The organism is Kluyvera fluvialis, from assembly GCF_059725275.1.
The window spans coordinates 2,595,151-2,619,081 of record NZ_AP046142.1 but is presented as its reverse complement, the minus strand read 5'-3'; the positions used below and the strand labels follow the sequence as shown (position 1 = coordinate 2,619,081).

Genomic DNA, 23,931 nt, shown 5'->3' with positions numbered 1-23,931 from the left:
ATGAAAATTGTGGGTGCTGAGGTTTTTGTAACCTGCCCTGGTCGTAACTTTGTCACGCTGAAAATCACCACTGATAGCGGGTTGGTCGGCTACGGCGATGCCACGTTGAATGGCCGCGAGCTGTCGGTTGCATCCTATTTGAAAGATCACTTGTGCCCGCAGTTAGTCGGGCGCGACGCGCACCGTATCGAAGATATCTGGCAGTTTTTTTATAAAGGCGCTTACTGGCGTCGCGGCCCGGTGACGATGTCGGCCATTTCCGCCGTCGATATGGCACTGTGGGATATCAAAGCCAAAGCGGCCAATATGCCGTTGTATCAACTGCTGGGTGGCGCATCGCGTGAAGGCGTAATGGTTTACTGCCACACCACCGGGCGCACCATTGATGAAGTGTTAGAGGACTACGCGCGTCATCAAGAAAGGGGCTTTAAGGCCATTCGCGTACAGTGCGGCGTGCCAGGCATGAAAACCACCTACGGCATGTCAAAAGGTAAAGGGCTGGCCTATGAACCCGCAACCAAAGGGCAGTGGCCAGAAGAACAATTGTGGTCAACGGAAAAATACCTCGATTTCACTCCGAAGCTGTTCGATGCTGTACGTAATCAATTTGGTTTTAATGAGCATCTGCTGCACGACATGCACCATCGCCTGACGCCGATTGAAGCCGCGCGTTTCGGTAAGAGTATTGAACAATATCGTCTGTTCTGGATGGAAGACCCCACTCCGGCAGAAAACCAGGAATGCTTCCGCCTGATTCGCCAGCACACGGTAACGCCAATTGCCGTGGGGGAAGTGTTCAACAGCATCTGGGATTGTAAACAGCTTATTGAAGAACAACTGATTGATTATATCCGTACCACTCTGACTCATGCGGGGGGGATTACCGGTATGCGCCGCATTGCTGATTTCGCCTCGCTATACCAGGTGCGCACTGGTTCCCACGGTCCGTCCGATCTCTCTCCGGTGTGCATGGCGGCTGCGCTGCACTTTGATCTGTGGGTACCTAATTTTGGCGTTCAGGAATATATGGGCTACTCCGAGCCAATGCTGGACGTTTTCCCGCATAACTGGACGTTTGACAACGGCTATATGCATCCAGGCGACAAACCGGGTTTAGGTATTGAGTTCGACGAAAAGCGGGCTGCGAAATACCCGTATGACCCTGCCTATTTGCCGGTCGCGCGTCTTGAAGATGGCACGTTGTGGAACTGGTAATCAGAGGAGAAAGACAATAAATGAAAATTTAGCGGTGGGTACTTTTATTGCCGTGAGTTGAATAACGTAAATAGGCCAATTTAAATAAATGTTACTTTGATGAATGAGTTAGAGTGGATTGTTGGTTGGGAATCTGACGGTGTCATTGAGGTAATTAATTCTGATAAACATACTTATAAATTTAGGTGAACAGCATGAAAAGAAGGAACTTCTCTGTACCCCGGCTGATGAAATGGGGCGGCCTTATTCCTCTATTAGCTGCAAGTGTATGTTGGAGTGCCGAATCATTAAATGTCAGTACGTCATTATCGCCAGATGATCCTATTTATAAAGGGCTTCAGAGTTTTAAAAAAGCGGTAGAGACGCGTACGAAAGGTGAGGTGAAAATTAAGTTATTTTCCAGTGGGCAGCTTGGTGCTGATAATGAATTACTGCAACATGCGCAGGCGGGCAGTAATGTTGGTGTGATTGTTGATGGAGCCAGGTTGGCTCAATTTGTTCCTGAGATGGCTATTATTCCGGCACCTTTTGTTTTTAAAGATTATGCGACGTTAAAAAAATTCGTTGATAGCCCTGTTTTTGCGCAGTGGAACGACAAAATGGCAAGGGATTCTGACCTTACCGCATTATCGTTTAACTGGTATCAGGGCGCCCGTATGCTGGTAACGCAGAAGCCAGTGACAACGCCAGCGGATTTACAGGGCGTGAGAGTGAGGGCGCTGGAAGCGCCAGTGACCATTGAAACCATCAAATGTATGGGCGGCTCGCCGACGCCACTTTCCTGGTCGGAGATCTATTCCTCGATTCAAACTGGAGTCGTTGATGCCGCAGAAGCTCAGCCAACGGCGGTATATGGATCAAAACTTTATGAGATAACCAAAAATATCACCAAAACAAACCATATTCATTTAATGACGGGCATTATTGTTTCGCAAAAATGGTTGTCCACGCTGAGCGCTGAGAATCAAGCGATTCTGAAAGAGGAGGCGGAAAATAACGGTAACCTGGCATCAGAAAATACCCTTGTCGCTAGCGAAAAAATGCTGGATGAAATGGCGGCCAAAGGAATGAAAATCTCTACCGTTGATGTTCAACCGTTTGTTGATGCCTGTAAATATGTGCCTGAAAAACTGGGCCTCAGCGAAGCGAAAAAACAAGTCGAAAGCGTTATTAATTAACGGCGAATAAGCAGGGGACTCCCTGCTCTTTAGGTTGGGGTTATCGTAATGATGAATATGTTACGCTCTCTTGAATTGACCTGTGCCCGAGTTGGCCTGGTGGCTATTGTGATTATTATTCTATTGGGTGGAATAGGGAGGGCTATTGGTTATCCTCTCATCTGGTCACTGGAAATTTCGATGGTTATTTTTGCGTGGATTAGCGTACTGGCCATTGACTCTGCATTCCAGACCCGTCGCCATATTGGTATCGATGCCATTGTTATTTTATTACCGCCTCGATTACAGCGTATATTCCTCTGGCTTAATGAAATTCTCATTCTTGTTTTTTTACTATGTGGCGTGTGGTACGGCTACAGTTTCACATGGACAACCCATCAACAAGTACTGCCGGTTAGCGAGTTATCTCTGGCCTGGTTGAATAGTTCAGTACCCACGGGATGTTTATTGATGTTTTTTTCCTCAATGTCATTTTTAATGAATGGCTGCCAGCCGATTGCACAGGAAAATAATGATGGGGAGGAGATATGCTCTTAACCGTTGTGCTGTTTGTTATTCTACTGGTGATCGGTATGCCGGTAGGAATGGTCATTGCGATATCGAGCCTGAGTTATTTTTTCACCGCTGATTTTTTGCCCATTGGCATCGCCTTTCAAAAATTTTCAGCCCCTACACAATCATTCCCTATCCTGGCGACTCCGCTTTTTCTGCTGGTAGGTAATTTACTGAATAAGTCTGGTGTAACCACAAGGCTGCTGGATTTTGCGCGCATTATCTCCGGTTGGATGATTGGTGTGCTGGCACAAATTAATGTGCTACTTGCTTGTCTGTTAGGTGGGGTTTCCGGTTCAGCTACTGCCGATGCGGCCATGCAGTCTCGTGTTTTAGGTTTACCGATGATAGAACGCGGTTATCCTAAAGCCTTCAGTGCGGTGGTTATTGCATTTAGCTCACTAATTACCGCGACAATACCGCCGAGTATTTTGCTGATTCTGTATGGTTTTGTCGGTAACGTTTCCATTGGTAAATTATTTATAGCCGGGATATTTCCTGGTTTATTGCTGACCATAATCCTGATGGCAACGAACTACATACTGGCAAAGAAGATGAACATTAAGCCAGAAATTGATAAAAAACCGACGTGGCACAATGTCTGGTTGGGTTTTAAAAACAGCTTTTGGGCGCTGATGTTCCCGGTCGTGTTAATCGTGGTCATTCGCTTAGGTATTTTTACAACCACAGAAGCAGGGGCGTTTATTGTTCTCTACTCTTTTATCATTGGTCGTTATGTCTACAAAGCCTTAGATAATGCGGCACTTTGGGATGTTCTGAAGCAAACAATTAATGATATTGGTGTGGTGATGCTGCTAATTATGTCGGCTGCGATTCTGGGGCATATCACTATTCTGGATCAGATCCCTCAACAGTTAGCCGAAACGATACTGCAATTTACTGACAACAAATATGGAATTCTATTCCTGCTGTTAACCCTGATTGCGGTGGCGGGGATGTTGTTTGATGGCAGTGTGATTATTTTACTGCTGACGCCAATTTTACTGCCGATCGCCATCCAGGCGGGGTTTGATCCTATCCACTTTGGTTTAGTATTCGTGGTTCTGACGTTGTTGGGGGCTAACACACCGCCAGTTGGGATTTGCATGTATACCGTCTGCGGCATACTTAATTGCAGTTCGATTGCGTTTGTTAAAGCGTCCGTTCCTTATCTGATAGCATTCTTCATGTTCATTCTGTTGTTGGTGCTTTTCCCTCAGATCACGCTCTTTTTACCCTCAGTCCTGATGTGAAGGGGATAAATCTGGTCTTGGCAGAGAAGCTATTCCTGCCAAGGCTGTCACATAACTTGAAAATCATGTCATACCAATTGTCTGGAAATTAACTCAAATCAATAAATATGGTATTACGTCTCGTTAAACTAGTATGGCAATCAACGTTCTCTACAGCGAGTCAAAAAGATGCAGAATAAGCTATTAACCGCGAAGGCAACTCTCCCAACCTACGATCGCAACAAGCTGGTGCCACGCATTGTGCACCTCGGTTTTGGTGCGTTTCATCGTGCCCATCAGGCAGTATACGCCGATATCCTCGCCGCAGAACACGGCAGTGATTGGGGATATACCGAAGTTAACCTGATCGGCGGTGAGCAGCAGATTGCCGACCTGAATCATCAGGACAATTTATACACCGTGGCAGAAATGTCGGCTGATGCCTGGACTGCTCGGGTTGTGGGTGTGGTGAAAGAAGCGCTGCACGCTCAGGTAGATGGCCTTGAAACCGTACTGGCGAAAATGTGCGAACCACAGGTTTCCATCGTCTCCCTGACTATCACCGAAAAAGGCTACTGCCACTCTCCGGCAACCGGCCAACTGATGCTCGATCATCCGCTTATTGCTGCTGACCTGCAAAATCCACATCAACCAAAATCTGCGCCGGGTGTCGTTGTTGAAGCGCTGGCTCGCCGTAAAGCCGCTGGCTTACCGGCATTTAGCGTCATGTCTTGCGATAACATGCCGGAAAACGGTCACGTTATGCGTAACGTCGTGTGTGCCTATGCGCGCGCTGTTGATGCGGGCCTGGCCGACTGGATTGAGTCTCACGTGACGTTCCCATCAACCATGGTTGACCGTATCGTTCCGGCCGTAACGGCTGAAACGCTGGATAAAATCGAACAGATTACCGGTGTTCGTGATCCTGCGGGAGTGGCCTGTGAGCCGTTCCGTCAGTGGGTGATTGAAGATAACTTCGTCGCCGGGCGTCCTCAGTGGGAAAAGGCGGGGGCCGAACTGGTCAGCGACGTTATCCCATTCGAAGAGATGAAACTGCGTATGCTGAACGGTAGCCACTCTTTCCTGGCGTATCTCGGCTACCTGGCAGGCTATCAGCATATCAATGACTGCATGGGTGACGAAAATTACCGTCGTGCAGCCCACGATTTGATGCTGAAAGAGCAGGCTCCTACGCTTAAAGTGCAAAACGTTGACCTGGGCCGCTATGCCGATCTGCTGATTGAGCGTTATACCAACCCAGCACTGCGCCACCGCACATGGCAAATCGCGATGGACGGTAGCCAGAAACTGCCACAGCGTATGCTGGATTCTGTGCGCTGGCATCTAGCGGATAACAGCAGTTTTGCGCTGCTGGCGCTGGGGGTCGCAGGCTGGATGCGCTATGTAGGCGGCGTGGATGAGCAGGGCAATGCCATCGAAGTTTGCGACCCATTACTGCCTGTTATCCAGACGACGGTTCAGCAAAGCGAAGAGGGTGAATCCCGTGTGAAAGCATTGCTGTCTATTGAAGCCATCTTCGGTAAAGATCTGCCAAAAGAGGCTAAATTTGTTGAACAGGTTACAAGTGCGTACCTGTCGCTGCTGAGCAAAGGGGCAAAAGCCACCGTGGCTGCGTTTGCCGCACAGTAATTTATCGCATAAAAAATGCCGCTATTTATGGCGGCATTTTTCTCTTCAGAAGGCCTTCATCACTGAAGACCCGTCGTCGGTTACTCTTCGCTAAACCAGTCGCGGTTTTCCTGACGAATCAACAGCACTGACTCGCTGATTTCCTGTAGATGCAGCGTCATTGCATGCTCTACCGCATCGGCGTCACGTTTTTCCAGCGCGGAAAATATTTCATGATGTTGGCGCAGCAGCATTTCTGGCGAAGAAACGTGGTCGAGGCTCATATAACGCACCCGATCAATCGCTGCTTTAATATTCTCGATGGTGTCCCAGGCCAGTTGGCAGTCGGCAATATTCGACAACAATTGGTGGAATTCATCATCCAACTGGAAAAAGTCATTAATCTGTTGGCGATCAATAGCCATACGCTGCTGGTGAAGATTTTGTTCTAACTGGTAGCTCTGCGCATCGTTGATCATCGTGGCCGCTCGCCGCGCAACCGCACACTCGATAGCCTGGCGCACAAAGCAACCATTGCGTACCTGAGAAAGCGAAATTTTATTCACGTAACTGCCGCGCTGCGGGCGAATTTGAATAAGCCCATTCTCGGCAAGTTTGATAAAGGCTTCACGTACCGGCTGGCGAGAGACGTTAAAGCGCAACGACACCTCTTTTTCCGACAGCGGAGTGCCCGGCGCAATAAGGCAATGCACAATATCGCGACGAAGAATGCGATAGATTTGTTGATTGACGGGCTGTGTTGGGTTCAGTTGGGTTTCGGCGGCCATTGAGTCGTTCTTGTCAGCTGATTAAGCGGCTATTTTACGCTTTTTTTGCTGTCTAGCCCAGACCCGACCGGTGGTCGGGTTGGGATTAAATACTAACTTTGGCGGTGAATGCTCAAGCCTGCGAAGGTTTGGCTGACGGGCATCATTTCGACGGTATTGATGTTGACGTGTTTTGGTAGCGTAGCCACCCACCAAACGGCTTCGGTAATGTCTTCTGGTGTCAGAGCATTGGCGTTTTCGTAGGTTTTATCTGCTTTGGCATCATCGCCTTTAAAGCGAACGTTAGAAAACTCAGTACCGCCAACCAGACCCGGTTCGATATCGGTGACACGGACGGCAGTGCCGTGCAGGTCTGTCCGCAGATTCAGGCTAAACTGACGCACGAACGCTTTGGTCGCGCCATAAACGTTGCCACCCGCATAAGGCCAGCTACCGGCAGTCGAGCCGATATTAATGATATGACCACGGTTACGCTCAACCATCCCCGGCAGTACGGCGCGGGTCATATACACCAAACCTTTGTTGTTGGTGTCGATCATATCTTCCCAATCATCAACGTTAGCGCGGTGCGCGGGTTCCAGCCCCAGCGCCAGACCGGCGTTATTCACAAGTACATCAATGTCGCGCCATTCAGCAGGCAGATTCGCAATGGTTTCTTCGATGGCTGCGCGGTTACGCACGTCCAGCTGCACCGTTAACACGTTGTCGCCCAGCTCATCTTTCAGCGTTTTTAAGCGCTCATTACGACGGCCAGTCGCAATCACTTTGTGTCCGTTGGCAATAAAACGGCGCGTAATGCTTTCGCCAAAACCCGCCGTCGCGCCGGTTACCAGTATGATCATCTCTCTGTTCCTTCAACGCTTGAGTGTTGCGTCACGATAGCAGAATGTAAATCCCTTAACTATGCAAAAAATAACAATGACTGCCCATCATCGCAGGCAAGTGGTAACCAATTAATGCGCCATTTCGTAACCATCAATTAGACAGGGTTGCCATAGAAGTCAAAGTGAGGTCTGGGTGCTAATGGAGCCTTTTCTAATTCAATAAACCATATGTTCCGCGTCTGACCTGACTTTAAGTCAATGTTTAATTTTCTGACATGTTTTACTTCAAGCAGGTTCTCTGGCGGAACGATGCCTTCAAATTCTTCAGTAGGGGATATTTTGGATATTGACTTAACACCGCCTGTGAGTTTGTATATAATGCAGCCATTCTCAACATCGCCATTAATATTGTCCCCGGCGAAAGTTTTTAACGAATATGGGTTGTTGGTGAATGACAAAAAACATTTATTTGTCAATCAATATAGTGCCGGGTTCTATTATGTCATTTTCTAGTTTATAAGTCAGGTTAGCGAAGAAATCTCTGTCGGATGTCTTCACCGCCCTGTAAAAATCAAGTTCTGATGTTGGCATCTTATCTATTACACGCTCCAGGGCTTCTTTTCGCTCTGAATGGCTGGCAGAATAGGGCGCGTCATCCTTTGCAAGATATTTGTTTATATATTCCCAGGACTCTGCAACATAGTTATCAAGCGCTTCACTTTCTTCATCTGAAATACAATCGTTTGATTCAACGAGATCATCAAAAGATGATGATAATCGTATGCCATACTCAGGATAACCATTAAAAGAAAAAATGTTTTGCCAAAAGATTTGATGTTCGTTATCGGATGCGCCCTTTCTGGTGTAGAGATCATCAACGGAGATATTTGTCGGTATAATTTTCATATGGCTGTCCTCTTAATGAAAGGGTTAACTCATGCTGATAATGTCGTTGAAATAATCTAAGCGAGAAGTAAGTCAGTTCCTATGATTTTAAACGCGAGCGAGTGAGTCCTGTTCCAGTTTATATAACGTGGTGAATCCTGTTTGTCACAATAGGGTGTATCCCTGATTTAGGTGGGGGTGAAGGCTGTCAACGGGATGTCTCTAACGCCTTTTCGGCAGAAACTATTGCGGTCTATCAAGGCTTGCTACTCTATGATCCTATTTTTACCAGGAGCACGAGATGTCGGCTATGAATCCATTTTTTGCCAGCAGTACGTTGCCTTATCAGGCACCACCGTTTGATATGATTGACGATAGCCATTATCGCCCGGCCTTTGACGAAGCGCTGAAGCGTAAGCGCCAGGAGATTGCCGACATTGCCAATAATCCGCAGCCCGCGAACTTTGAAAATACGTTTCTGGCGCTGGAAAAAAGCGGAGAAATGCTCTCCCGTGTGACGTCGGTTTTCTTTGCGATGGCGTCGGCGCACAGTAATGACGAGATCCAACGGTTAGATGAAGCTTTCTCTGCGGAACTGGCAGGGCTGGCTAACGATATCTACCTTAACGATGCATTGTTCCAGCGTATCTTTACGGTTTGGCAGCAACGCGCTGATTTAGGTCTGGATGCGGAATCACTGCGTTTGGTCGAGGTGGTGTATCAGCAGTTTATCCAGGCCGGTGCAACCCTTAGCGAGGCAGAAAAGGCTGAACTTAAAACGTTGAATACCGAGGCGGCAACGCTCAGTAGCCAGTTCCATCAGTGCTTGCTGGGGGCGGCGAAACATGGCGGCGTAGTGATTGAAAGCGAAGAGCAGTTGGCTGGCTTTAGCGCCGATGAAATTGCCGCCGCCGCCGTTGCGGCTACCGAGCGCGGGTTATCGGGGCGTTGGTTAATTCCTCTGGTGAATACCACTCAGCAACCGGCGCTGGCGTCATTACACCATCGTGATACCCGAGAAAAGCTGTTCAAAGCCAGTTGGCTACGTAACCAGCGCGGTGATGCCAATGATACGCGCGAGCGTATTTTGAAACTGGTGGCGATTCGCGCCAGACAAGCCGAACTATTAGGCTATGCCGATTACGCCAGCTGGAGCATGGCGGATCAAATGGCGAAAACGCCGAAAGCGGCATTTGATTTTATGCGTCAAATTACGCCGGCAGCGCGCGCCAGAGCTGAGGCTGAACTGGCGGATATTCAGGCGTTGATTGATAACAGCAGCTCGCCGTTCACCGCCGAGGCCTGGGATTGGCTGTATTATTCAGAGCAGGTTCGCCGTGAAAAATACGCCATTGATGAAGCCCAAATCAAACCGTGGTTTGCGCTGGAACGCGTCCTGACCGACGGCGTATTCTGGTCGGCAAGCCAGTTGTTTGGCATCCGTTTTGTCGAGCGTTTCGATCTGCCGGTGTATCACCCCGATGTCCGTGTATGGGAAATTTTCGACGCTGATGGTCAAGGCATGGCGCTGTTTTACGGTGATTTCTTCGCGCGAGACAGCAAAAGTGGCGGGGCATGGATGGGCAACTTTATTCCACAGTCCACGTTGTTTGGCACTCGCCCGGTTATCTATAACGTTTGCAACTATCCAAAACCAGCGGCGGGTAAAGCGGCGCTAATCTCCTGGGATGACGTGATTACGCTGTTCCATGAATTTGGTCATGCGTTGCACGGGCTGTTCGCGCGCCAGCGCTATGCCACGTTATCTGGTACTAATACGCCGCGTGATTTCGTCGAATTCCCTTCGCAGATAAATGAGCACTGGGCCAGCCATCCAGAGGTGTTTGCGCATTACGCTCGCCATTATGAAACCGGTGAGCCGATGCCGGAAGCGCTGCGCGACAGCCTGTTCCGTGCTGCGAATTTCAACAAAGGCTACGATATGACGGAGCTGCTGAGTGCCGCGCTGCTGGATATGAACTGGCACAGTGTCCCAACATCGTCATTGCCAGGTGATGTGGAGCAGTTTGAAACGCAGACATTGCAACGTGAAAATATCGATCTCGCCGCAGTACCACCACGCTACCGGAGTAGTTATTTCTCGCATATTTTCGGCGGGGGTTATGCGGCAGGTTATTATGCCTACCTGTGGACGCAAATGCTGGCGGATGATGGTTATCAATGGTTTGTGGAGCACGGTGGATTATCCCGTGAAAACGGTCAGCAATTCCGCGAAGCTATTTTATCGCGCGGTAACAGCAGTGATTTAGAACAACTGTATCGCGACTGGCGAGGGCATGATCCGCGTATTGCTCCGATGTTGAAAAACCGAGGATTAAGCGACTAAACGTCGTTTTAATGAGGCTCCCGGTGGCGTATGACGACGCCGGGGGCAATAATAAACGCAGTTGGATCAGGCTTCAGGCATAAAAAGAACCCGCACACAGGGTCGGCGGGTTAAGTCCGACAAAATAAATAGAGCATTATTGCTATCATTTCTGGAGGGGATGACAACAGGATGATTTTACGCAATATTAACAACTGAGTAACCTGACATTTTCGGTAGGGGCACGAAATCAAAATATGGGCTAGCTCACACTGTCTTTACAAATACGTGCAGTTGTTGAAGAAACTCGCCATTCACCTTGCTATTATCAGTGTGTAACTCGTTGAGTTAATGGATTTAATATCGACAATCTGCCCGGAGGCAACCATGAAAAAATCCTCACGAAAAGCACGCCGTTCCTCTCTCTGGACCCTGCGTCCTGAGCACCAGGACTTGCAAGAGGCTCGTTCAGGCAGATTGTGGGCAGGACGTCAGGCTGGCTGTCAGAGTAAGAAAGCATGGAAACAGATAACATTAAATAATGCACTTGTCGTTTAGCTTCAGTTGAATAAAGTCGTGGTAGGGTGGTTGTAGAAAAGAACCTAATCCATGCAAGCATTTATACCGCCAGTATTAATGGCGGTTTTTTTTGCCTTTCTCGGGCATCGGCTAATCATTCCACTTTCCGCTAAAATAGGCAGTCAGAAAACCGGAAAGCAGAATAATCCCCAGCGCGACCAGAAATACTTGCATATTATCCAACATGATGACCTCTTCTTTAACGATTATTACCGCATATCTTTTAGCCTACTCATTTGAATGTAGACGAACGGCGTCACTTCTTAATTAATTATTTATTGCAGTAAACTTTTTTCTGTAAGCGAGCGGGTTTATTGCAAAATATTTCTGGAAACAGGGTTGCTAAACCGACCAAGTCGGGATTTGACCCGATTTCCAGCGGTCTGGCGCTGTGGGATCCTGAAACATCTTATAGAAGATGAATGCGTTTCTATTTTCCGTTGAAAGGAGTTTTCTGATGAAAATCAGGGCATCATATCTGGCGATGTTGTTTATTTCGCCAGCCTGTCTGGCATCGTCACCCGTAGAGAAGCCTCAGATAACAGGGCTGACCAATGCTATTTCGGATTACCGGATAACACTTGCGTCACTTCCCCTCGATTATTCTCTCCTGGATAAAACACAACTCCCCGGCGTTACGCTTCAGCGGTATAACCTGAATTCACAGGCGTGGCCTCCGCAAGGCGGTGTCTACCCTGGGCGCTGGCAAAACGGGGTGGATATCTATATCCCTGATTTAGCAAGAGAAAAAAATGCGCTCGTTGTTATCAATAATGGCAGCAACAATAATGGCGCGGGTGAATCTGTGGCTCCTACGAACTTTAGCGAGGAGCAGCTTTCACGGATTGCGGTTGCCACGCGTACAGTGGTGATATCCGTCAGTAACGTTCCTAATCAAGCGCTCAGCTATCAAGGGGTGACAACACCTCTTGCCGAAGACGACAGTGTGGCGTATTCCTGGAAACTGTTTATCAGCGACCCAGAGAAATATAAGTACGCCTCTCTCCATATTCCTATGGCCGCCTCAGTATCTCAGGCTTTCAGATTGGCGAAGGAAGAGCTGGCACAGCAAAATATTACAAAATATATGGTCGCTGGCGCTTCAAAACGTGGCTGGGCTGCATGGTTGACTGCACTGTCGGACCCGGACGTTGATGCCGTCATTCCTTTTGCCATGGATCTGCTGGATACTAAAAATTCACTTAAGCATATGTATAAATCATACGGACAAAACTGGCCAATAGCCTTTTATCCCTATTATAACCAGGGCATTGACCAGCAGATTGATACCGATGTATTTGAAAGCCTGATGACACTAGAAGACCCACTCACTTATTTAAATACCGAGATGGACAACCGTCTGGATATTGATAAATATATTATTAATGCCAGCGGTGATGATTTCTATGTGCCGGACAACGGCCATTTTTATTATGACCGATTACCTGGTTTGAAGTCCCTGCGGATTGTACCTAACTCCACCCATAAAGACGTTCTCTCCGTGGCTGAGCAGTCGTTGATTACTTTTGTTAACCGTTTTCAGAACCAGCAAAAACTCCCTGAAATCGCCGAAAGAATGGAAGACGGTGGTGAAATCGGGAAAGTCCTGAACGTTAATTTCTCGGAAAAACCGGCAAGTATTCTACAGTGGACGGCTAAAAACCCAGTCGCGAGGGATTTCCGTTATGCCTGCGATATTAAATACAGTTCAAAGCCCATCAGTCTGGTTGGCGACAGTCAGACGCTCAACATTCCACTAACAACGCCAGAGCATGGATGGAAAGCTACCTATATTGAAGCCATTTTCGATGATGGCTATGTGGCGACAACGCAGGTGTATATTACGCCGGATGATAAATATCCAGAAACCGCGCCTCAATCGAAAGGGGCGGCCTGTCAGACTCTCCAGGGACGAGGATTGACTCCGACATTGATGAAGCCGTAATCCGCAACGCCAATGCCTATCTCTAAACCCAGCGGTAAAAACCGCTGGGACGCCTGTAAAAAAACCGTGAAGAAATGCATAACCTTCAATCGAGCCACTGAGAGGGGGAACGGTTGAATCTTAGACGGCGTTAAGTTCTGCGCGCCAGCCGCTGGCTTTTATGCCACGGAAAATTAGCAGCCATGCCAGCACGATAACGACCATCATAATTGGGAACAGCGTTAACGGCGGGAAATGGGTCAGAATCTGCCCCGTTAACAGCGGGTTTAACGCCGCTCCCAGCCAGCCCAGCGCTTGCGCTGAGAAATAGCTGGATTTCATCCCCGGCGGGGCAATGTTATCGATCAGCATATATTCGCCAGGCGCATAAATAATCTCGCCCAGCGTAAACACCATTGCGGCTAATCCCCAGAACCACAGGTTATTGCCAGCGAGCATAAATCCGCCTAAACCCAGCACATAACAGACCGTGCCAAATGTCATTAACGGGCGCAAATTGTTGGCGGTCAGCCTGCGGCCAATGGCGTACTGCAAGGTGACAACGACTGCCGCGTTTACCGGCAAAATCACCGCCACTACTTTCTCCGCAAACAGGCTATCGCCAACCGACAGTACGTATTGCGATAAACAAGACGCAAACGAGCCGCCAACAAATGAGGCCAGCAGCCCGGAAAGGGTAAACCACAGCAGCGCTCTGTCGTGTAATAACACCGAAGGTGACCAGACCACCGGAGTTGCGCTCAGTTCTGCGGGGGTGAGGCGCGCCACATAGCGCTGGATAAGCACCAGCGGAAAGGCCGCGCAAATCGCCGCCAGCCAAAACGGCAGATTGATACTGTGCATCACCAGCAACGTGCCGAGCGGTGGGCCGATAGTCCAGCCAATATTCAAAAACGAATAGTTCAGCGAGAACACGCGCGCTTTGGTGCTGGCGGTGAGCGTATCGGAGAAGTAAGCCTTCAGTACGGTGGAAAACACCGAATAAGAGCAGTTAATTAATGAGAAGAAAAACACCACCAGCGTCACGTTGTGCACCAGCGGTATGGCGACAAACCCGCCGATAAAAAAGGCAATGGCGACCAGCATGTAGCGCTTTTTGTCAAACCTGTCGGCGAGAATCCCAAAGCCGAGGCTGAACACCACGCCGATAACCAGCGCGATAGACATTGCATAACCGATGGTATCGACCTTCATGGCGTATTGCCGCGTAAGGTAGATGGTCATGAAAGGGAGGGTGGCGCCGCGTCCGATAGTTAACAGTAACGACGATGCCAGCAGCGCAATCGTCGATTGCCTGGTCGTTGTTTTCATTTTCCTGCCTGAATATGTTGTTGTTATGTTGTTTTATTATCGTGTTCACAAATATCACGCCACCCGGCGCTTGTATAGCACAAGGCGTGTTCGTTAGTGCGCTTTTGGCCTGCCAGAAATAATGATCTATTCCTGTGTTGAATTTTTCGTTACTTTGTTGGTGTTTACATAAATTTAATAAATTGAGGCGGCTATGACACGTAAAGATGGGCTACTGGCGCTGCTGGTAGTGGTGGTTTGGGGGCTTAACTTTGTGGTGATCAAAGTCGGTTTATACGGAATGCCACCGCTATTGCTGGCGGGTTTGCGCTTTTTGTTTGTCGCTTTCCCCGCGCTGTTTTTCATCCCGCGCCCCCGCGTGCCGCTGTCATTACTGCTCGGCTATGCGCTGACGATTAGCTTCGGTCAGTTCGCCTTCCTGTTTTGCGCGATTAACTTTGGGATGCCGGCGGGCCTGGCGTCACTGGTGCTGCAAGCGCAGGCATTCTTTACCATTATTCTCGGCGCGTTTGCCTTTGGCGAACGGCTACAGCGCAAACAACGGGTAGGCATTTCGCTGGCGATATTTGGTGTCCTGGTGCTGATTGAAACCAGCATGAACGGGCAGCACGTCAAACTGCTGGGCTTTATGCTGACTCTTGGGGCGGCGCTGTGTTGGGCGTGCGGCAATATCTTTAATAAGAAGATAATGCACCATGAATCGAAACCGGGCGTGATGTCGCTGGTGGTGTGGAGTGCGTTGATTCCGATTGTGCCGTTTATGCTCAGCTCGTGGATTTTTGAAGGCCCGCAACAGATGGCGCAAAGCCTGATTCATATTAACCTGACTACGGCGCTGTCGCTGGCCTATCTTTCCTTCATTGCCAGTATTGTCGGCTACGGCATTTGGGGTTCGCTGCTCGGGCGCTATGAAACCTGGCGCGTGGCGCCGCTGTCGCTGTTAGTGCCGGTCGTCGGGCTGGCGAGCGCGGCGCTGCTACTGGATGAAACGCTGTCGGCGATGCAGTTTGTCGGCGCGCTGCTGATTATGGCGGGGCTGTTGATTAACGTCTTTGGTTTTCGTTTGCCGGGGCTGCGTCGGGCGGTGAAGGGCTAACCGCGAGAGTGGGTAATGTTTGTCAGTTAAGCGCCACATTCCGTTCACCTGATGTTTTGTAGAACATGAAGCCGCTGTTCCTGTGAACGGGTCAAGGGGGACTGCCGAGTCCCCCTTGACAATCCCTGCGGCCTCGCAGGGAAATCGGTGCTTCGCACTACGCTCGCCTGCGAACTCCAGCCTGCGGCACGGCGAAACTCGACTTCCTGTCTCGGTTCGCCTCAGCCCGCCATCCCTGGCGGTCTGACCTTGTCTTCCTTTCTCAGTCTCGCCGATTTCCATCGGGGACTCATCGGTTTCAGCAACACAGGCTATTCATTCAAAGACCGCACTGACGTGGGTGGTTAAGGGCTAAAAAAAGCCCCGCGAGAGCGGGGCAATAATCTTTAGCGATTGTTCTCATTGTAATACGGTACGCCCAGTTCATCGGACTTATCGCTACCGGAAGCCATATGATTGAAATCAAACGGCGATTGATAGCTTGTCGATGGCATTAACATGCGGTTCTGGGCGCTGTTTTGTGCCGGGAGTTGCTCCGCGTAACTTGAACTAGAGGCCATCGCCAGCAGGGCGAAGGCTACGGAAGCAGACAATTTCATTATTTCCTCGATACGTCTTATTGCAGGCGATTAGCAAACACAGTGATTAATAGGGTGGAGATAGCGAGATTCTCCATGCATATTGGTGACGCGGTACTTGTGCGGCGGCACATCGAAATAGTTCTTAAACGTCCGCGTCAGCGTCTGCTGCGATTCAAAACCGTAACGTTCAGCCAGATACAAGATAGGCTCGTTACTTTCTTTTAATTTTTGGGCAATTTCTGTCAGCTTGCGGGTTCGGATGTATTGACCTAATGAATGACCGGTCTCTTTTTTGAACATCCGTTGCAGGTGCCACTTGGAGTAACCGGAACGCTCGGACACTTTCTCAAGTGACAGCGGGGATTCCAGATTATCTTCGATCCAGTCCAAAATGCTATGAATAGTAATAGCGTCAGTGTTACGTCTGGACATCGTCTTACCTCTTCTTCTGTTTACGGCAGTATTTTTTTAAGGAGAAGTTCAAGCGTTGCAACTTCATTTGCCGTTAAGTTTTTTGTTAATTCTTGATGCAGGTTTTGCCCAACGACCAGGTGGCATTGTTCGCAAATGGCTGCGCCTTCCGGCGTCAGCTGAACCAAAACCCCGCGTTTATCGTTTGGATTGGGTAACCGGGCTATCCAGCCCCGACACAACAAACGATCCAACATGCGGGTGAGTGCGCCTAAATCCACCGATAAGGTTTTTTTCAACTCCACGGGGGTGATACTGCCTTTACAACGAATAGAACAAAGCACTCTGAACTGCGAAGCGGTAATGTCTTCCGGCGATAAATGCTCGTTGAGTAAGCGATCTTTTTTTTGGTTCACCATGTGAATCAAATGCCCAAGTGGAATCATTTCATTGAAGAGATCGCTTGTGCTGTTCACAATGGTTGCCCTGGCAAGTACTTTAGTTGCGGTGGATATTATTTCCAGGGAAACCATAAGTCAACTGAATGAATAGGGCGATGCCACGATTTGCTAAAACGCGGCATATGACCGCAAATAGGATATCCTCTACTTAGCCCCTCAGCGCCTAAATGGCGCTATCAACGGGCGAAGTACCGACGTAAAGCAGGCTTTTTCCGTAAACAGACAGGATTTTAGGATACATATGAAGGAACTTTTTCAGGCAATTGGGCTTGGGCTGGTGGTGCTGTTACCGCTGGCGAACCCGTTAACGACCGTCGCGCTGTTCCTCGGCCTGTCGGGCAACATGAACAGTGCGGAGCGCAACCGTCAGTCGCTGATGGCGTCGGTCTACGTGTTCGCCATCATGATGGTGGCCTATTACGCCGGTCAGGTTGTGATGAACACATTTGGTATATCAATACCAGGCCTGCGTATTGCCGGGGGATTAATTGTCGCCTTTATCGGTTTTCGGATGCTGTTCCCGCAGCAAAAGGCGCATGAATCGCCAGAAGCGCAAAGCAAATCGGAAGAGCTACAGGATGAACCTTCGGCCAATATTGCCTTTGTGCCTTTGGCGATGCCGAGTACGGCAGGGCCGGGAACCATTGCGATGATCATCAGTTCTGCCTCGACGGTGAAGCACGGGGCGGATTTTCCGGAGTGGGTTATCATGGTCGCGCCACCGCTGATTTTTGCGCTGGTGGGGGTGATTTTGTGGGCCTGCTTACGCAGCTCTGGGGCGATTATGCGTCTGGTCGGGAAAGGGGGCATTGAAGCCATCTCCCGCCTGATGGGCTTCCTGCTGGTTTGTATGGGGGTTCAGTTTATTATTAACGGCGTGCTGGAAATTATCTCAACCTACCACGCGTAATCTATTTCCGGCATCGTGAAGGCGGCGATGCCGGAGTCATCCTTAGTGCGGGTGAGCCTGTTCTTCCAGCGATGCCGCAGGCCAGCGGCGGAAAATAACCACCGACCAGATCAACGCTGCAACGGCAGGAATGGCCCCCACATAGCCGATAGAAGACATCGACAAATGAGTGCTGATTTGGCTGCCTAACAGCGCTCCCGCGCCAATTCCAATGTTAAATATTCCGGAGAACAGCGACATCGCAACGTCGGTGGCATCCGGTGCCAGCGCCAGCACTTTCACCTGCATCCCCAGGCCAATGACCATAATGGCAATTCCCCAGAAAATACTGAGCACCGCCAGATGCGTGGCATCGTGCGCGGCGGGTAGCAGTAGCAGCAGACAAATCAGCAACAGACCAATAGCACTGCTGATAAGCCCGGACGCATGAAGATTGCCCAGCTTTCCGAAGATAACGCTACCGATAATCCCCGCACCGCCGAGGATCAGCAGCAGCATGGTGGCAAAATTGCCGCTTAATCCGGCAACGGTCTGCACGAAGGGCTCAATATAGCTGTAGGCAGTGTAATGGGCGGTAACCACGATAACCGTCAGCAGATAAATGCTCACCAGCGCAGGGCGGCGGAACAGCACCGGCAGGCTTTTCAGCGAACCAGAATGTTCACTCGGCAGACGCGGCAGCAGTTTCACCAGTGCCAGCAGCGTAATCAGTGCGCCGACGCCAATGGCAAAGAAGGTGGAGCGCCAGCCGAAATATTGCCCAACTATACGGCCAATCGGAATACCAAAGACCATCGCCAGCGCCGTACCGGTCGCAATCAGGCTTAAGGCCTGCGCGCGTTTACCAGCAGGCGCCATGCGGATGGCCAGTGAGGCGGTGATCGACCAGAACACCGCGTGGGCGAAGGCAATCCCGATACGGCTGATAACCAGCACGGTAAAGTCCCGGGCTAAAAACGACAGCACATGGCTGGCAATAAACACCACAAACAGCCCAATCAGCAGCTTGCGGCGTTCCATTTGGCTGGTGAGCAGCATAAATGGCAGTGACATCAGCGCCACCACCCAGGCGTAGATGGTCAGCATGATGCCGACTTCAGCCGTTTGCATACCGAAGCTGTCTGCGATGTCGGACAGCAGGCCGACCGGAGCAAACTCAGTGGTGTTAAAGATAAAAGCCGCGATAGCCAGCGTGACTACCCGAAGCCACGCGATCCGCCGAGAGACCGTGTTAGTTGTCATAGAAATGCACCGGAGGCGTTAAATAAAAGAAGAGATGAACGATCTTAAAGCGAATATTGCGGGGAATACAATCGTTTTGTGACTGGCCTCTCATTTTGTTTTTGCGTGACGTTGTCACTTTTTATTATACAGAGGAGTACGCAAAGAGACTTGTTGATGTTAATAAACTGTGTCAAGTTGCTATAACAACATACCTATGGTGGGGAAAAGCATGTACGAGATTGATTTCTATATGGTTGATGCCTTCAGCGACCGTCCTTTTGCCGGAAATGCGGCGGCGGTCTGCCTGCTGAACGACTGGCTGGCAGACGACATTCTGCTAAAGATGGCTCAGCAGCATAATCAATCGGAAACCGCCTTTATTGTGAAACAGCAAAGTGGTTTTGCGCTGCGTTGGTTTACCACCTGTCATGAAGTTAATCTGTGCGGTCATGCCACGCTCGCCAGTGCCCACGTCGTATTTAACCATCTAGCTTACCCGGATGAACGGGTGCATTTTGATACGCTTTCGGGTCGTCTGACGGTTGCGCGCAGCGGTGAATGGTTAACGCTGGATTTCCCCGTCGGCGTGACGCAAGAGGCTACGCCACCGGCGCAAATGCTGCGTGCGTTGGGAATTGACCATTATCTTCATGCCCGCAAAGGGCGCGCGTGGGTGATTGAGCTGGAAACCCGCCAGCAGGTAGAGGCGTTAACGCCGGATATCGGCGCGATGATCCCTGATGAACATAAAGTGTCGGTGACGGCGGCAGGTGACGGTGAATATGATTTTGTCAGCCGCTTTTTCTCGCCGGGTGAAGCGGTGTGGGAAGACCCCGTCACTGGCTCAGCACACACGATGCTGATCCCTTACTGGGGCGCGAAACTGGGCAAAAAGGAGATGCTGGCGCGCCAGGTCTCCGCGCGTGGCGGTGATATCCGCTGTGAATGGCAAGACGACCGGGTGCTGATGAGCGGCGTGGCGAGAACCTATTTGCAGGGGAAAATTGCCGGTTATTCAGCCTGATTAACCGGCGTTGTTCACGCCATCAATAATCTTATGACGCGGCAGGCTCATCCAACAGGGCAATAAAAGCCTCTAACTGGCGGCTCATCGCCCCGCGTCGCCACACAAGCCAGGTGGTTAGCCAACGCCATTTTTCGGCCAGCGGCCACGCCGAAACCTGATGATGCCCGGGCATACTCTCCAGCATACTGCGCGGCATAAGCGCCAGTCCGGCTCCGGCAATCACACAGGCCAGCATCCCGTGGTAAGACTCCATTTCGTGGATGCGCCCTGGGGTGGCGTGGTCGGCATGAAACCAGCTTTCAAAATGGCGGCGATAAGAGCAATTTGCGCGAAACGCGTAAATGCTCGCGCCGTTGACCTCGCTGGCGCGCGTAATAGGCGGGTGGCCGTGGGCGGCGACAATCATCATCTCCTCGGGATACACCGGCATACCGTCCAGCCCTGGATGGATCAGCGGGCCGTCAATAAACGCCGCGCTCAGCGTACCTTCCAGCACACCGTCGGTCATCGTCCCGGAAGGGCCGGTGGCTAAATCGAATTGAATGCGCGGGTAGCGTTGGTTATAGCGCGCCAGCGTTTCTGGAATGCGCACGGCGGCGGTGCTTTCCAGCGAGCCTAATGAAAACAACCCCTGGGGTTCATCTCCGGCAACCACCATCCGCGCTTCATCGACCAGCGCTAAAATTTGTTGGCTGTAGCGTAAAAAACTGTGCCCTGCGGGTGACAGGCGCAAGCGTTGGTTCTCGCGGATAAACAACTCAACGCCGAGATCGGACTCTAGCTGGCGAATGCGCGTGGTCAGGTTTGACGGCACACGATGCACCTTTCGCGCGGCCTGCGTGATACTGCCGGTCTGCGCGACGGCATTGAACATTTCCAACTGGGTTAAATCCATGGTGTTCTCGCATTGTGAATGGTTCGGTTAATATTATTCAATTTTCATAAATGGCAGAATAGGCGAGGATGTCATCATCGCGCAATGTACAGAAGAGAGAAAAAAGATGAATTCACCCGCAACTCATGCCATCTCCATTAACCCAACTAACGGCGAAGTCATCTCTTCGCTGCCGTGGGCGACAACGGCTGAAGTCGATATCACCCTCACTCTGGCAGATACTGGTTTTCGCCTGTGGCGTAAAACGCCGGTCGCCCAGCGCGCAGATGCGCTGCGGGCTATCGGGCGCGTATTGCGCGAGCGTGGCGAGGAGATGGCGCAATGCATTACCCGTGAAATGGGTAAACCGATTAATCAAGCGCGCGGCGAAGTGGCGAAATCCGCGCATCTGTGTGACTGGTATGCCGAGCACGGCCCTGCGATGCTGGCGACGGAAGCTACTCCAGTTGAAAATAACCAGGCGGTGATTGAGTATCGCCCGCTAGGCCCGGTGCTGGCGGTGATGCCCTGGAACTTCCCGCTGTGGCAGGTGCTGCGTGGCGCAGTGCCTATTATGCTCGCGGGGAATAGCTATATCCTTAAGCATGCACCAAACGTGATGGGCTGTGCGGCGCTGATTGGCGACATCGTGGCGCAAGCAGGCTTACCGGCAGGCGTCTTTAACTGGGTGAATGCCACTAACGACGGCGTAACGCAGATAATTAACGACCCACGGGTGGCGGCGGTAACCGTTACCGGCAGCGTACGCGCCGGGAAAGCGATTGGCGCTCAGGCCGGTGCGGCACTGAAAAAATGCGTACTGGAACTGGGCGGCTCCGATCCCTTTATCGTGCTGAATGATGCGGATTTGGATGTGGCGGTGCAGGCGGCGGTTATCGGTCGTTATCAGAATACCGGGCAGGTTTGCGCTGCGGCGAAACGGTTTATCGTCGAAGCGGGCATTGCTGACGCCTTTACCGAGAAATTTGTCGCGGCGGCAGAAAAACTGAAAATGGGCGACCCATGCGACGAAGCGAATTATTTAGGGCCGATGGCGCGTTTTGATCTGCGTGACGAGCTGCACCAGCAGGTGATGGCGACCGTGAAAGAGGGCGCAACGCTGCTGCTTGGCGGTGAAAAACTCGGTGACGAAGGCAACTATTATCCGGCGACCGTGCTGGCGAACGTTGCGCCAACGATGACGGCATTCCGTCAGGAGATGTTTGGCCCGGTTGCCGCGATTACCGTGGCGCGCGACGCTGACCACGCGCTGGCGCTGGCAAACGACAGTGAATTTGGTTTATCGGCCACCGTCTTTACGACTGATACCGAACAAGCGCAGCGTTTTGCCGACGAACTGGAGTGCGGCGGGGTATTTATCAACGGCTACAGCGCCAGCGATGCACGCGTTGCGTTTGGCGGCGTGAAGAAAAGCGGCTTTGGCCGCGAGCTGTCGCACTTTGGCCTGCGTGAGTTCTGTAACGTGCAAACGGTATGGAAAGATCGTCGCTAGACCAAACGACGTCGCCGCGACGCTCTGCTATAATCCCAGGCCGAAAATAGCCTGTGGGCAAGGAGTGTAAGTGGCTACGGTTATCAATAATGCCATGCTGACGTCGATTCTCAACGACGTCAGGCCATTGATTGGGCAGGGGAAAGTTGCGGATTATATCCCGGCTCTGGCCTGTATCGATGGCAATAAATTGGGGATCGCTATCAGTACCGTAGACGGCCAGCATTTTAGCGCCGGCGACGCAAACGAGCGTTTCTCGATCCAATCTATTTCAAAAGTCCTCAGTCTGGTGGTGGCGATGAACCACTATCAGGCCGAGGAGATCTGGTCTCGCGTAGGAAAAGATCCGTCTGGACAACCGTTTAACTCACTTTTACAGCTAGATATGGAGCAGGGTATTCCCCGCAACCCGTTTATCAACGCCGGAGCACTGGTGGTGTGCGATATGCTGCAAGGGCGATTAAGCGCGCCGCGCCAGCGAATGCTGGAAATTATTCGCCAGCTTAGCGGCGTGTCGGATATTGGCTACGATGTGCAGGTTGCGCGCTCGGAGTTTGAACACTCTGCGCGTAACGCCGCCATCGCCTGGCTGATGAAATCGTTCGGTAATTTCCATCACGACGTGACGACGGTACTGCAAAACTATTTCCACTACTGCGCATTAAAGATGAACTGCGTTGAGCTGGCGAAGACGTTTTTGTTCCTCGCAAATCAGGGTAAGGCTGAGCACCTCGATAAGCCGGTGATTTCACCGATGCAAACCCGCCAGGTGAATGCGCTAATGGCGACCAGCGGCATGTACCAAAACGCGGGTGAATTTGCCTGGCGCGTGGGGTTACCGGCAAAATCTGGCGTAGGGGGCGGGGTGGTGGCGATTGTGCCACACGAAATGGCGATTGCCGTCTGGAGCCCTGAACTTGACGAGACGGGGAACTCGCTGGCGGGGGTCGCGGTACTGGAAAAACTCACTCAACAGATAGGACGCTCGGTTTACTGATGGACGCTCTGGAAAGTTTGTTCTCGCGCCTACAGCGCTCGACCTTTCGCAGCCGCTTTCGCCTGGGCGTAAAAGAACGGCAGTATTGTATTGATAAAGGCCCGGACGTGATTGATAGCCACGCGGCAGATTTTGTCACCCGGCGTTTGGCTCCGGCGCTGCCCAAAAACGATGGTAAGCAAACGCCGATGCGCGGTCATCCGGTGTTCATCGCCCAACATGCCACGGCGACATGCTGCCGTGGTTGTCTGGAAAAATGGCACCAAATCCCGCAGGGGCAGGTGCTTAGCGAAGCGCAGCAGCACTATATTGTCGGCGTGATCCACCACTGGCTGGTGATTCAGATGAACCGCAATGATAGCTGATGCCGTTC

24 protein-coding genes are annotated in these 23,931 nt (G+C 50.9%); 13 read left to right on the top strand and 11 right to left on the bottom strand.

Translation table 11 applies throughout. The features are described from left to right. The 5 genes from rspA to AC6I4B_RS12420 all read left to right on the top strand — a co-directional run bounded on the left by rspA (nt 1) and on the right by AC6I4B_RS12420 (nt 5,827). Complete coding sequence (rspA, locus tag AC6I4B_RS12440) at nt 1-1,215, top strand: starvation-sensing protein RspA (protein ID WP_497765498.1); 1,215 nt, start codon at nt 1-3, stop codon at nt 1,213-1,215. Between the two features lie 194 nt (nt 1,216-1,409). Then, a complete protein-coding gene (locus AC6I4B_RS12435) occupies nt 1,410-2,393 on the top strand; it encodes a C4-dicarboxylate TRAP transporter substrate-binding protein (protein ID WP_497765496.1) in 984 nt (327 codons plus the stop codon). A 48-nt stretch (nt 2,394-2,441) separates the two neighbouring features. Further along, a complete protein-coding gene (locus AC6I4B_RS12430) occupies nt 2,442-2,930 on the top strand; it encodes a TRAP transporter small permease (RefSeq protein WP_497765495.1) in 489 nt (162 codons plus the stop codon). Next, nucleotides 2,921-4,198, top strand: a complete 1,278-nt coding sequence (locus AC6I4B_RS12425) for a TRAP transporter large permease (protein ID WP_497765493.1) — start codon at nt 2,921-2,923, stop codon at nt 4,196-4,198. Before AC6I4B_RS12430 ends, AC6I4B_RS12425 begins: the two co-directional genes overlap by 10 nt. Before the next feature lie 168 nt (nt 4,199-4,366). Next, entirely contained in the window at nt 4,367-5,827 is a 1,461-nt protein-coding gene (locus AC6I4B_RS12420; RefSeq protein WP_497765492.1) for a mannitol dehydrogenase family protein, read from the top strand. Between the two features lie 80 nt (nt 5,828-5,907). On the opposite strand, the gene AC6I4B_RS12415 is transcribed toward AC6I4B_RS12420, so the two are convergent. From AC6I4B_RS12415 to AC6I4B_RS12400, 4 genes are all read right to left on the bottom strand, one after another. Then, a complete protein-coding gene (locus AC6I4B_RS12415; RefSeq protein ID WP_497765490.1) occupies nt 5,908-6,594 on the bottom strand; it encodes a GntR family transcriptional regulator in 687 nt (228 codons plus the stop codon). Nucleotides 6,595-6,686: 92 nt separating this feature from the next. Beyond that, complete coding sequence (ydfG, locus tag AC6I4B_RS12410; RefSeq protein ID WP_497765488.1) at nt 6,687-7,436, bottom strand: bifunctional NADP-dependent 3-hydroxy acid dehydrogenase/3-hydroxypropionate dehydrogenase YdfG; 750 nt, start codon at nt 7,434-7,436, stop codon at nt 6,687-6,689. A gap of 137 nt (nt 7,437-7,573) precedes the next feature. Beyond that, nucleotides 7,574-7,876 carry a hypothetical protein gene (locus AC6I4B_RS12405; RefSeq protein ID WP_497765487.1) on the bottom strand — a complete coding sequence of 101 codons (303 nt, stop codon included), beginning with the start codon at nt 7,874-7,876 and terminating at the stop codon, nt 7,574-7,576. A gap of 7 nt (nt 7,877-7,883) precedes the next feature. After that, entirely contained in the window at nt 7,884-8,324 is a 441-nt protein-coding gene (locus AC6I4B_RS12400; RefSeq protein WP_497765486.1) for a hypothetical protein, read from the bottom strand. A gap of 280 nt (nt 8,325-8,604) precedes the next feature. On the opposite strand from AC6I4B_RS12400, the gene dcp reads away from it, so the two are divergent. Beyond that, entirely contained in the window at nt 8,605-10,650 is a 2,046-nt protein-coding gene (gene dcp, locus AC6I4B_RS12395; RefSeq protein WP_497765484.1) for a peptidyl-dipeptidase Dcp, read from the top strand. A gap of 648 nt (nt 10,651-11,298) precedes the next feature. Here the strand turns inward: dcp and mgtS are convergent. Beyond that, the gene (gene mgtS / locus AC6I4B_RS12390) at nt 11,299-11,394 is read right to left on the bottom strand and encodes a protein MgtS (protein ID WP_497765483.1); all 96 of its coding nucleotides are present in this window, start codon (nt 11,392-11,394) and stop codon (nt 11,299-11,301) included. A 271-nt stretch (nt 11,395-11,665) separates the two neighbouring features. Between mgtS and AC6I4B_RS12385 the strand changes: the two genes are divergently transcribed. After that, a complete protein-coding gene (locus AC6I4B_RS12385) occupies nt 11,666-13,153 on the top strand; it encodes a PhoPQ-activated protein PqaA family protein (RefSeq protein ID WP_497765482.1) in 1,488 nt (495 codons plus the stop codon). Between the two features lie 120 nt (nt 13,154-13,273). Here AC6I4B_RS12385 and ydeE read toward each other — a convergent pair whose 3' ends face one another. Continuing rightward, entirely contained in the window at nt 13,274-14,464 is a 1,191-nt protein-coding gene (gene ydeE / locus AC6I4B_RS12380) for an efflux MFS transporter YdeE (RefSeq protein WP_497765480.1), read from the bottom strand. Between the two features lie 193 nt (nt 14,465-14,657). On the opposite strand from ydeE, the gene eamA reads away from it, so the two are divergent. After that, entirely contained in the window at nt 14,658-15,560 is a 903-nt protein-coding gene (eamA, locus tag AC6I4B_RS12375) for an O-acetylserine/cysteine exporter (RefSeq protein WP_497765479.1), read from the top strand. A gap of 386 nt (nt 15,561-15,946) precedes the next feature. Here eamA and marB read toward each other — a convergent pair whose 3' ends face one another. From marB to marR, 3 genes are read right to left on the bottom strand one after another with little or no spacing between them, the layout of a single operon-like run. Next, nucleotides 15,947-16,159 (bottom strand): multiple antibiotic resistance protein MarB, encoded by a 213-nt coding sequence (gene marB / locus AC6I4B_RS12370; RefSeq protein WP_497765477.1) that lies wholly within the window; start codon nt 16,157-16,159, stop codon nt 15,947-15,949. Nucleotides 16,160-16,189: 30 nt separating this feature from the next. Further along, the gene (marA, locus tag AC6I4B_RS12365; protein WP_497765476.1) at nt 16,190-16,573 is read right to left on the bottom strand and encodes an MDR efflux pump AcrAB transcriptional activator MarA; all 384 of its coding nucleotides are present in this window, start codon (nt 16,571-16,573) and stop codon (nt 16,190-16,192) included. Nucleotides 16,574-16,593: 20 nt separating this feature from the next. Further along, complete coding sequence (gene marR / locus AC6I4B_RS12360) at nt 16,594-17,028, bottom strand: multiple antibiotic resistance transcriptional regulator MarR (protein ID WP_497772135.1); 435 nt, start codon at nt 17,026-17,028, stop codon at nt 16,594-16,596. Nucleotides 17,029-17,254: 226 nt separating this feature from the next. Here marR and AC6I4B_RS12355 point away from each other — a divergent pair, with 226 nt between their 5' ends. Further along, a complete protein-coding gene (locus tag AC6I4B_RS12355) occupies nt 17,255-17,923 on the top strand; it encodes a MarC family NAAT transporter (protein ID WP_497765475.1) in 669 nt (222 codons plus the stop codon). 42 nt (nt 17,924-17,965) lie between these two features. Here AC6I4B_RS12355 and AC6I4B_RS12350 read toward each other — a convergent pair whose 3' ends face one another. Next, nucleotides 17,966-19,165, bottom strand: coding sequence for a sugar transporter (locus tag AC6I4B_RS12350; protein WP_497765473.1), 1,200 nt, complete (start codon nt 19,163-19,165; stop codon nt 17,966-17,968). A gap of 211 nt (nt 19,166-19,376) precedes the next feature. On the opposite strand from AC6I4B_RS12350, the gene AC6I4B_RS12345 reads away from it, so the two are divergent. Continuing rightward, nucleotides 19,377-20,171, top strand: coding sequence for a PhzF family phenazine biosynthesis protein (locus AC6I4B_RS12345; protein ID WP_497765472.1), 795 nt, complete (start codon nt 19,377-19,379; stop codon nt 20,169-20,171). A gap of 31 nt (nt 20,172-20,202) precedes the next feature. On the opposite strand, the gene ptrR is transcribed toward AC6I4B_RS12345, so the two are convergent. Next, entirely contained in the window at nt 20,203-21,069 is an 867-nt protein-coding gene (ptrR, locus tag AC6I4B_RS12340; protein WP_497765471.1) for a putrescine utilization regulator PtrR, read from the bottom strand. Between the two features lie 106 nt (nt 21,070-21,175). On the opposite strand from ptrR, the gene sad reads away from it, so the two are divergent. From sad to AC6I4B_RS12325, 3 genes are all read left to right on the top strand, one after another. Then, nucleotides 21,176-22,561, top strand: coding sequence for a succinate-semialdehyde dehydrogenase (gene sad / locus AC6I4B_RS12335; RefSeq protein ID WP_497765469.1), 1,386 nt, complete (start codon nt 21,176-21,178; stop codon nt 22,559-22,561). 70 nt (nt 22,562-22,631) lie between these two features. After that, nucleotides 22,632-23,558 carry a glutaminase B gene (gene glsB, locus AC6I4B_RS12330; RefSeq protein WP_497765468.1) on the top strand — a complete coding sequence of 309 codons (927 nt, stop codon included), beginning with the start codon at nt 22,632-22,634 and terminating at the stop codon, nt 23,556-23,558. Next, on the top strand, nt 23,558-23,923 hold the full coding sequence (locus tag AC6I4B_RS12325; RefSeq protein ID WP_497765466.1) for a DUF4186 domain-containing protein: 366 nt from the start codon (nt 23,558-23,560) through the stop codon (nt 23,921-23,923). The genes glsB and AC6I4B_RS12325 overlap by 1 nt, the downstream gene beginning before the upstream one ends. Nucleotides 23,924-23,931: the final 8 nt, after the last annotated feature.

Bases quoted from the DNA above. Each gene is read 5' to 3' on its own strand.
- AC6I4B_RS12350 (WP_497765473.1), bottom strand. From the start codon at position 19,165: ATGACAACTAACACGGTCTCTCGGCGGATCGCGTGGCTTCGGGTAGTC.
- AC6I4B_RS12415 (WP_497765490.1), bottom strand. From the start codon at position 6,594: ATGGCCGCCGAAACCCAACTGAACCCAACACAGCCCGTCAATCAACAA.
- sad (WP_497765469.1), top strand. From the start codon at position 21,176: ATGAATTCACCCGCAACTCATGCCATCTCCATTAACCCAACTAACGGC.
- AC6I4B_RS12435 (WP_497765496.1), top strand. From the start codon at position 1,410: ATGAAAAGAAGGAACTTCTCTGTACCCCGGCTGATGAAATGGGGCGGC.
- mgtS (WP_497765483.1), bottom strand. From the start codon at position 11,394: ATGTTGGATAATATGCAAGTATTTCTGGTCGCGCTGGGGATTATTCTG.
- marB (WP_497765477.1), bottom strand. From the start codon at position 16,159: ATGAAATTGTCTGCTTCCGTAGCCTTCGCCCTGCTGGCGATGGCCTCT.
- AC6I4B_RS12400 (WP_497765486.1), bottom strand. From the start codon at position 8,324: ATGAAAATTATACCGACAAATATCTCCGTTGATGATCTCTACACCAGA.
- ydfG (WP_497765488.1), bottom strand. From the start codon at position 7,436: ATGATCATACTGGTAACCGGCGCGACGGCGGGTTTTGGCGAAAGCATT.
- ptrR (WP_497765471.1), bottom strand. From the start codon at position 21,069: ATGGATTTAACCCAGTTGGAAATGTTCAATGCCGTCGCGCAGACCGGC.
- AC6I4B_RS12425 (WP_497765493.1), top strand. From the start codon at position 2,921: ATGCTCTTAACCGTTGTGCTGTTTGTTATTCTACTGGTGATCGGTATG.
- rspA (WP_497765498.1), top strand. From the start codon at position 1: ATGAAAATTGTGGGTGCTGAGGTTTTTGTAACCTGCCCTGGTCGTAAC.
- AC6I4B_RS12325 (WP_497765466.1), top strand. From the start codon at position 23,558: ATGGACGCTCTGGAAAGTTTGTTCTCGCGCCTACAGCGCTCGACCTTT.
- AC6I4B_RS12355 (WP_497765475.1), top strand. From the start codon at position 17,255: ATGAAGGAACTTTTTCAGGCAATTGGGCTTGGGCTGGTGGTGCTGTTA.
- AC6I4B_RS12345 (WP_497765472.1), top strand. From the start codon at position 19,377: ATGTACGAGATTGATTTCTATATGGTTGATGCCTTCAGCGACCGTCCT.
- AC6I4B_RS12385 (WP_497765482.1), top strand. From the start codon at position 11,666: ATGAAAATCAGGGCATCATATCTGGCGATGTTGTTTATTTCGCCAGCC.
- dcp (WP_497765484.1), top strand. From the start codon at position 8,605: ATGTCGGCTATGAATCCATTTTTTGCCAGCAGTACGTTGCCTTATCAG.
- AC6I4B_RS12420 (WP_497765492.1), top strand. From the start codon at position 4,367: ATGCAGAATAAGCTATTAACCGCGAAGGCAACTCTCCCAACCTACGAT.
- AC6I4B_RS12430 (WP_497765495.1), top strand. From the start codon at position 2,442: ATGATGAATATGTTACGCTCTCTTGAATTGACCTGTGCCCGAGTTGGC.
- eamA (WP_497765479.1), top strand. From the start codon at position 14,658: ATGACACGTAAAGATGGGCTACTGGCGCTGCTGGTAGTGGTGGTTTGG.
- marA (WP_497765476.1), bottom strand. From the start codon at position 16,573: ATGTCCAGACGTAACACTGACGCTATTACTATTCATAGCATTTTGGAC.
- ydeE (WP_497765480.1), bottom strand. From the start codon at position 14,464: ATGAAAACAACGACCAGGCAATCGACGATTGCGCTGCTGGCATCGTCG.